The sequence below is a fragment of the Streptomyces sp. NPDC048415 genome (assembly GCF_040651675.1).
Taxonomy (GTDB): domain Bacteria; phylum Actinomycetota; class Actinomycetes; order Streptomycetales; family Streptomycetaceae; genus Streptomyces.
Genome location: NZ_JBEZKJ010000156.1, coordinates 5,536 through 11,742, shown reverse-complemented (window position 1 = coordinate 11,742; position 6,207 = coordinate 5,536). Strand labels below are relative to the sequence as shown.

General features: G+C 68.6%; 4 protein-coding genes and 1 pseudogene. 1 reads left to right on the top strand and 4 read right to left on the bottom strand.

The features are described 5' to 3' along the window. Nucleotides 1-649 precede the first annotated feature (649 nt). Both AB0D27_RS43515 and AB0D27_RS43510 read right to left on the bottom strand, forming a co-directional pair. On the bottom strand, nucleotides 650-2,653 hold the full coding sequence (locus tag AB0D27_RS43515) for a SpoIIE family protein phosphatase (protein WP_362520692.1): 2,004 nt from the start codon (nucleotides 2,651-2,653) through the stop codon (nucleotides 650-652). 890 nt (nucleotides 2,654-3,543) lie between these two features. After that, complete coding sequence (locus AB0D27_RS43510) at nucleotides 3,544-4,533, bottom strand: ornithine cyclodeaminase family protein (protein WP_362520689.1); 990 nt, start codon at nucleotides 4,531-4,533, stop codon at nucleotides 3,544-3,546. Nucleotides 4,534-4,911: 378 nt separating this feature from the next. Here AB0D27_RS43510 and AB0D27_RS43505 point away from each other — a divergent pair, with 378 nt between their 5' ends. Next, complete coding sequence (locus AB0D27_RS43505) at nucleotides 4,912-5,052, top strand: DUF2716 domain-containing protein (protein ID WP_362520687.1); 141 nt, start codon at nucleotides 4,912-4,914, stop codon at nucleotides 5,050-5,052. A gap of 314 nt (nucleotides 5,053-5,366) precedes the next feature. Here the strand turns inward: AB0D27_RS43505 and AB0D27_RS43500 are convergent, their stop codons facing one another. Together AB0D27_RS43500 and AB0D27_RS43495 are read right to left on the bottom strand one after the other, a co-directional pair. After that, nucleotides 5,367-5,531 (bottom strand): hypothetical protein, encoded by a 165-nt coding sequence (locus tag AB0D27_RS43500; RefSeq protein WP_362520684.1) that lies wholly within the window; start codon nucleotides 5,529-5,531, stop codon nucleotides 5,367-5,369. Nucleotides 5,532-5,652: 121 nt separating this feature from the next. Further along, a pseudogene (locus AB0D27_RS43495) lies at nucleotides 5,653-6,207 on the bottom strand (hypothetical protein); the annotation flags it as partial.

Below are 6,207 nucleotides of genomic sequence, written 5' to 3'. Positions count from 1 at the left end.
TCCTCCTCATCGGCCAACTCACCCAACGCTGGGGCACCCGCCACACCCCCACCGGCAAAACCGTCTGGGCCGAACAATTCCTCACCACCCAATGACAATCACCGAGCCCCGAACCTCAACCAGCACACGGCAAGTCCCCCGCCACGGGCCGACATTCCCAGACCCCCACCGGGCACCGCCCCTCGCCGGGACGTGCCGAAGTCCCGGATGAGCTGCCGCTCAGCAACCGAACTGCCCTCACGCAGCCACCGCGTCATCCGCCGCGCCTCGGTCAGCACACTGTCGAGCGCGGCACGCCCGCATTACCCGCCCTCGGCGTGGGCCCTCTTCGAGCGGGCAACGCCCTCGTTCCAAATGCAAGGCACCGATCCCACTCGCCGAGCAGTCCGGTACAGCACCACAGGACACACGCAGTGGATAGATGTACCGGGCATGACCGGCAACCTCGCCCCGCCTGCGCTGGCGTCGTCATGCCCCTGAACCTGCTTGGGCGGTACGGCAGTTGACTGCCAGTGATCTTCCTGGGAGTTGCTCGCCACCGTGCGGGGATGGACGGCGAATCGCCCTCGCGGCGATTCGGCTATCGGTGCCCTGCTCCGCAGGAGCCCGATCCCTCCACCGCCGGAAGGCCGGGGCATCCTCGGAGGAATCAGGTGAAGGTCTCGAAGCGAGCGATGAGCAGTGCGACGTCATCAGAGTCGTCGGGCCGCCGGAGTTCGTGAAGAAGCCGGTCGCAGGTTCCCTCCAGAGAGCGGTCGGGCCTGTCGAGCAGGTGGAGGAGGGTTTCCAGACGTTCGTCGATGGGATCGTGGCGGCTTTCGACCAGGCCGTCGGTGTACAGGATCAGCTGGTCGCCAGGGCCGAGGTCGAAGGTGGTGGTCTCGAAGGCGACGCCGCCCACTCCCAACGGGGTACCGGTGGGCAGGTCGAGCAGTTCGGGGCGCTTGCCGCTGCGTACGAGGACGGGAGGCAGGTGGCCGGCGTTGGCGAGGTGGCATGCCGCGCGGTGGGGATCGTATGCGGCGTACAGGCAGGTAGCGATGTAATGCTCCAGGCCTGAGGTGATCTTGTCGAGGTGTTGGAGGACCTGCGCGGGGTCGAGATCGAGGTCGGCGAAGGCGCTGGTCGCGGTGCGCAGGCGACCCATGGCGGCGGCAGCGTCGATTCCACTCCCCATGACGTCGCCCACAACGAGTGCGGTCTTGTCGCCGCCGAGCGGCAGAACGTCGTACCAGTCGCCGCCAATCTCATACGTGGCCTGCGCCGGCCTGTACCGGGAGGCGATCTGCAGACCAGGAAGGCGCGGCGGGTGGCTGGGCAGGAGGCTGCGCTGCAGGGTCTCGGCGGCGCTGCGCACACGCTGGTGCGTGCGAGCGTTGTCGATGCACACGGCGGCGCGGGAGGCCAGCTCACCGGCCAAGGTCAGGTCGTCCTCGTCGAAGGGCGTCGGGTTGCGGGCCCGCGTAAGCCCCAGGCAGCCGAGGATGTGACCGCGCGCGATGAGTGGGACCGACATGTAGGAATGCACGCCGGCGCGGGCCAGCAGGGTGGCCGCGTGGTCGTCGCGGGCGATGTGCGCGAGGTCGTAGTCGTCCGCGTGGGAGATCAGGAGTGACCGGCCGGTGCGTACGGTCTGGGTGACCAGGCGGTCGGCGGCGTAGGGAGCGATGTGGCCGGGTGGGTCGGCGGCCTGGACGGCTTCGCTGGGGTAGGCGGCCTTCACCGCGAGGGCGCGAAAGAGCGCGGGCCCGTCTGTGGGGGCTGGGCGGTGCTCATCCAGGACGGAGTCGAGTATGTCGACCGCGACCACGTCGGCGAGCTCGGGAACAGTGACCTCGGCCAGCTCCTTGGCGGTCTGCTCCACCTCCAGGGTCGTGCCGATGCGGGCGGAGCCGTCGGCGATCAGAGCCAGGCGCCGCCGGGCCCCGGCGGCCTCCATGGCCGCCTGATACCGGTCGGTGACGTCTACGACCAGGTCAGCCACCCCGAGAACGTGCCCACGGGGGTCGTCCAACCGGTACAGCGAGATAGACCAGGCGTGCTGGTCCCGGTCGGCGGGGCTGCGGCCGACGATGGTGGACTGGTCGACCATGGGAATCCCGGACTCAAGGACCTGCCACATCGCGGCCTCGGGCACCTCGAACTTCGCGGAGGTCATGATCTCGCGGTAGTGCCGGCCAAGATGATCTTTCGCGGGTATGCCGTGCATGCGCTCCAGGGCAGGGTTGACGGCAACGTAGCGCAGCTCGGTGTCGAGGATCGCCAGCCCGATGGGTGACTGGGAGACCAGCCGGGTGGACAACGCGACATCCCGCTCCAGCTCGCGCAATGTTGGCTCGTCAGTGGCCAGCCCGAGTGCATAGAAGTCGCCGCGGTCGTCCAACAGCCGCATGTTGCGGAACTCCACCTGGCGAGTACTGCCGTCCTTGTGCCGGATGGGGAACGCTCCGGCCCAGCTCTCACCGGTACCCATGACGTGGGCGAACAGCTTGATCATCAGTTCCCAGTACTGTTCGTGGCCGAGCAGCGGCGCCGCGTACTGCCCGAGCGCCTCCTGGGCGGTGTAGCCGTAGAGGTCCTCGGCCTGCGGGCTCCACAGAACGATCCGTCCATCGGCGTCCAGCAGCACCGCCGCGACACCGAGAAGGTCCATCAGCCCACTCGGCTGCGACGGTCTTTCCTCCGGCCGACCGACGTCAGCCTGACTCTCATCGGCTGCGCTCACGCGGGCACCCCTTCCACCGGCCGCACCACCTGGGCTGCCACCCAGTCATGGTCCGTGGGCCGTCCACTCATCTCTGGGCGGCACCTCATCTGGTGAGTGCTTCGACTTCCATGTTCCCCCTGGATTAGTCAGCCGCACACCCCGTAGGTCGGGGGCACGTCGGACCGAGGCGGTCCAGCCTGCGCCTTTCTCAAATTGATCATTCGTGTGAGCAATGGTTGGGATCAGCCGCGCACCCGGCATGTCGCGGTCTTGGGGAGTCCGAGACCTCCCCGAACGGCGGCGCTATCACCTGTCGCCTCGGCGAGACGATGCCGGTTTCGACGGGCAGCACATCGGCGGCTACGCCCCGACCACCTCGTGGACGGACAGTGGTGCGGTGGGTCGGGCTGCGGTCCCACCTCAGGCGTGCGGGCCGCGACTCTCCCGTCGGCCGGGCTTCGACCTGTCCGGCCTGGTGCAGGCTCTGCTCCAGGTGCGGCAGTCAGAGGCCACCGACAGGCGAGCGCGAACAGACGGCCCATCGGACGACTCCGAGCACATTCTCGGCCGACGACGCGCCATCGGGTGATTGCCCATGATGCTCGGACTGCGCGGCGGTGGCTGAGATTCGCATCCGTGGCATGGGGTGCGGTCGGCCGTGGTGCGCGCGCGAGCACTGCGGCCAGGCGGCCGATCTGCTGACCAGCAGGGCGAGGCGTCAGCAGCATTCAATCGCCAGCATGCGGTTGCGCCGAGGACAGGACCGGTTCAGAAAGTCGGACGGGCTTGCGGCGTCCCCGGCCCCAGGCGGCGAGCCGAACGCCGCAGTCACCCAGTCACCGCAGCGTGATCTGCTCACCGATCGACTGCTCGTGGGCGGTGGTGACGACGAGGGCCGCGGCTGCGGCGTCCTGCACAGCCACGCCGACAGACTTGTACAGGGTGATCTGGTTCGGCGAGGTGCGTCCCGGTTTGCTGCCGACGATGAGTTCGCCCAGCTCGGCGTGCACGTGATCGGCCGTGATGACGCCGTCGCGGATCGGCATGACCAAGTCGTTGCTGCCTGCGGGGAATGGGGCCAGCGCGGCCCTCCGCGATTCGACGCACACCAGCGCCTCGGCGATCGTGGCGTCGTCGACCTCGCGTCCGGCCGGGTTGTACCCCACCGATGTGATGTGCACCCCGGGCGTCAGCCAGGGGCGGCGGACCACCGGTTCGAGGGAGTGGGTGGTCGCGGCGGCGATGTCCGCGCCGTCGAGCGCCTCGGCGTAGGTGGACACGGCCCGGACCTCGGCATCCAGGACGGACGACAGTTCATCGGCCAGCGCGGCCGCCTTTGCCGGATTCCGGCCGGCCACCCGGATCTGCCGGATCGGGCGAACCCGGCACATCGCGCGGGCGTGGGAGCGGGCCTGCACCCCCGTGCCCAGAACCGCCAGCACCGCCGCGTCCTCGCGCGCGAGTAGCCGCGCCGACAGCGCCGAGCAGGCACCGGTCCGCGCCGCGGTGATGGCCGTACCGTCCAGCAGTGCGGTGGGCTCGCCGGTGGCCGGATCGAACACGACGATGACCGCCTGGTGGGTTGGCAGGGGTGTCCCCGCGTTGCGCGGGAAGAGGGAAACCAGCTTGCTCATGAGTGCGCCGGCCGACGGCACGTAGCCGGGCATGGCCGCCAGGAACCCGTCATGTTCGGGCACCAGCGCGGCGACGCGGCCGGGTGCCGAGGCGCGGTTCGCGCTGAGGTCGGCCAGGGCCGAGGTCAAGGCGTCGATCAGCGTGTCCCAGTCGAGCAGGGCTTCGACCTGCGAGCGCCCGAGAACAAGCATCCGCCGCACCCTTCTGCAAGGCATCTACTGGCCGACGGCCGCATGGTCGAAGCATTGCCCGCACTCGTCGCTTCGCCCTGGCTGCGACACGCTATCCCTGGGGCAGGTCCATCCGTTCAACACCCGAGCCCGTTCGCGCGTGCATCGACAGATCGGCCAAGTCTTGTGACCGGCCATCGTGCGGCCGCGAACCTATGGCGTTCGGCAGTGGGGCAGCCTCTGGGTGGGGAACGAAACTGAGCAGGTCTGTTCCATCCGGGAGCAAGCGATGGGGAACTTCAAGGTTCTGTCAGCGATTTCGTGAGAGACGGCCTTTCAAGGGGTCATGTTGGGCTGGCTCGGTAGTCTCTGCGGGTGAGGAGCGAGTCTGTAACCTAGTTGCTGGAAGCCGCGTACCGAAGTGTCTGGGACCGCTTCTACGCGGAGTTCGCGTTCCGTCCGAGCGTTGGCCCGGCCAAGTGGCCTAGCTATCAAGGAGCCAGCAGACTCGATCCCATGGAGCCTGGCGTCGCTGGATGAAGAGCCGGGCTATGAGCGTCTCGACCGCTTCGTCACGGTTGTCGAACAGGGGCCGACGACTGGCCGGGCTGCCCGTACGACGGTCCCCTGAGCGCCGGCTGTGATTGCGGGGCGCGGTCGTCCCGGTCGCCGCGTCCGATCCTGAATCCAGCCACGTCATCGAACGCACCTGGTCCCGGACAGTGGTGTGCCGGGCCCGGGTGTCCGGGCCCGGCTTTGTGGCCGACCTCTGACATCCCCTGAGGGACCGTCAGGGCCAGCCCTGGGATCCCCCGGGGTTTTTCCGGCGGCGGCCACAGAAGCGTCGGCTGACCTCAGCTGTTGAGGATCGAGCCGTACCGCGGGCTGCCCGTCGTGGAGACCCCGATGGGCGCCGGGCGGAAAGAGACTGCGCCCGCCGTCGTCGGGCCGGTGGCCGTGCCGCGGAGGGAGCAGACCTGGCCGTCGCCGGAGTTCTCACCTGGGCCGGCGACGGCCACACCACCCAGGATCAGCTTCTCCTTGTCGTTGTCACCGGTGCTCGCGAGTGCGACGAGCTGTCCCCGTGCCCGTGTACCGACTTCTCGTGGCGCGGATGGTGCGATTCGGCGGCTTCGTGGGTTAGGCGGATTTCGTTGGCTTCTCCGGGGAGGCGGGCTTCTCCGGGTAGGCAGGCTTCTCCGGGTAAGCAGGCTTCGCCGGGTAAGCAGGCCTCTCCGGGTAAGCAGGCCTCTCCGGATAGGCAGGCTTCTCCGGATAGGCAGGCTTCTTCGGGTAGGCAGGCTTCTCCGGATACGTCGGGTAGGCAGGCTTCTCCGGATAGGCAGGCTTCTTCGGGTAGGCGGGCTTCTCCGGATACGTCGGGTAGGCAGGCTTCTCCGGGTAAGCAGGCTTCGCCGGGTAGGCAGGCTTCTCCGGATACGTCGGGTAGGCAGGCTTCTCCGGGTAAGCAGGCTTCGCCGGGTAGGCAGGCTTCGCCGGATACGTCGGGTAGGCAGGCTTCGCCGGGTAGGCGGGCTTCGCCGGGTAAGCGGGCTTCGCCGGGTAAGCGGGCTTCGCCGGGTAAGCGGGCTTCGCCGGATAGGCGGGCTTCTCCGGATACGTCGGGTAGGCAGGCTTCTCCGGGTAAGCAGGCTTCGCCGGGTAGGCAGGCTTCTCCGGATACGTCGGGTAGGC

Coding starts and splice junctions, on each gene's coding strand:
- AB0D27_RS43515 (WP_362520692.1), bottom strand. CDS start 2,653: ATGGACCTTCTCGGTGTCGCGGCGGTGCTGCTGGACGCCGATGGACGG.
- AB0D27_RS43510 (WP_362520689.1), bottom strand. CDS start 4,533: ATGCTTGTTCTCGGGCGCTCGCAGGTCGAAGCCCTGCTCGACTGGGAC.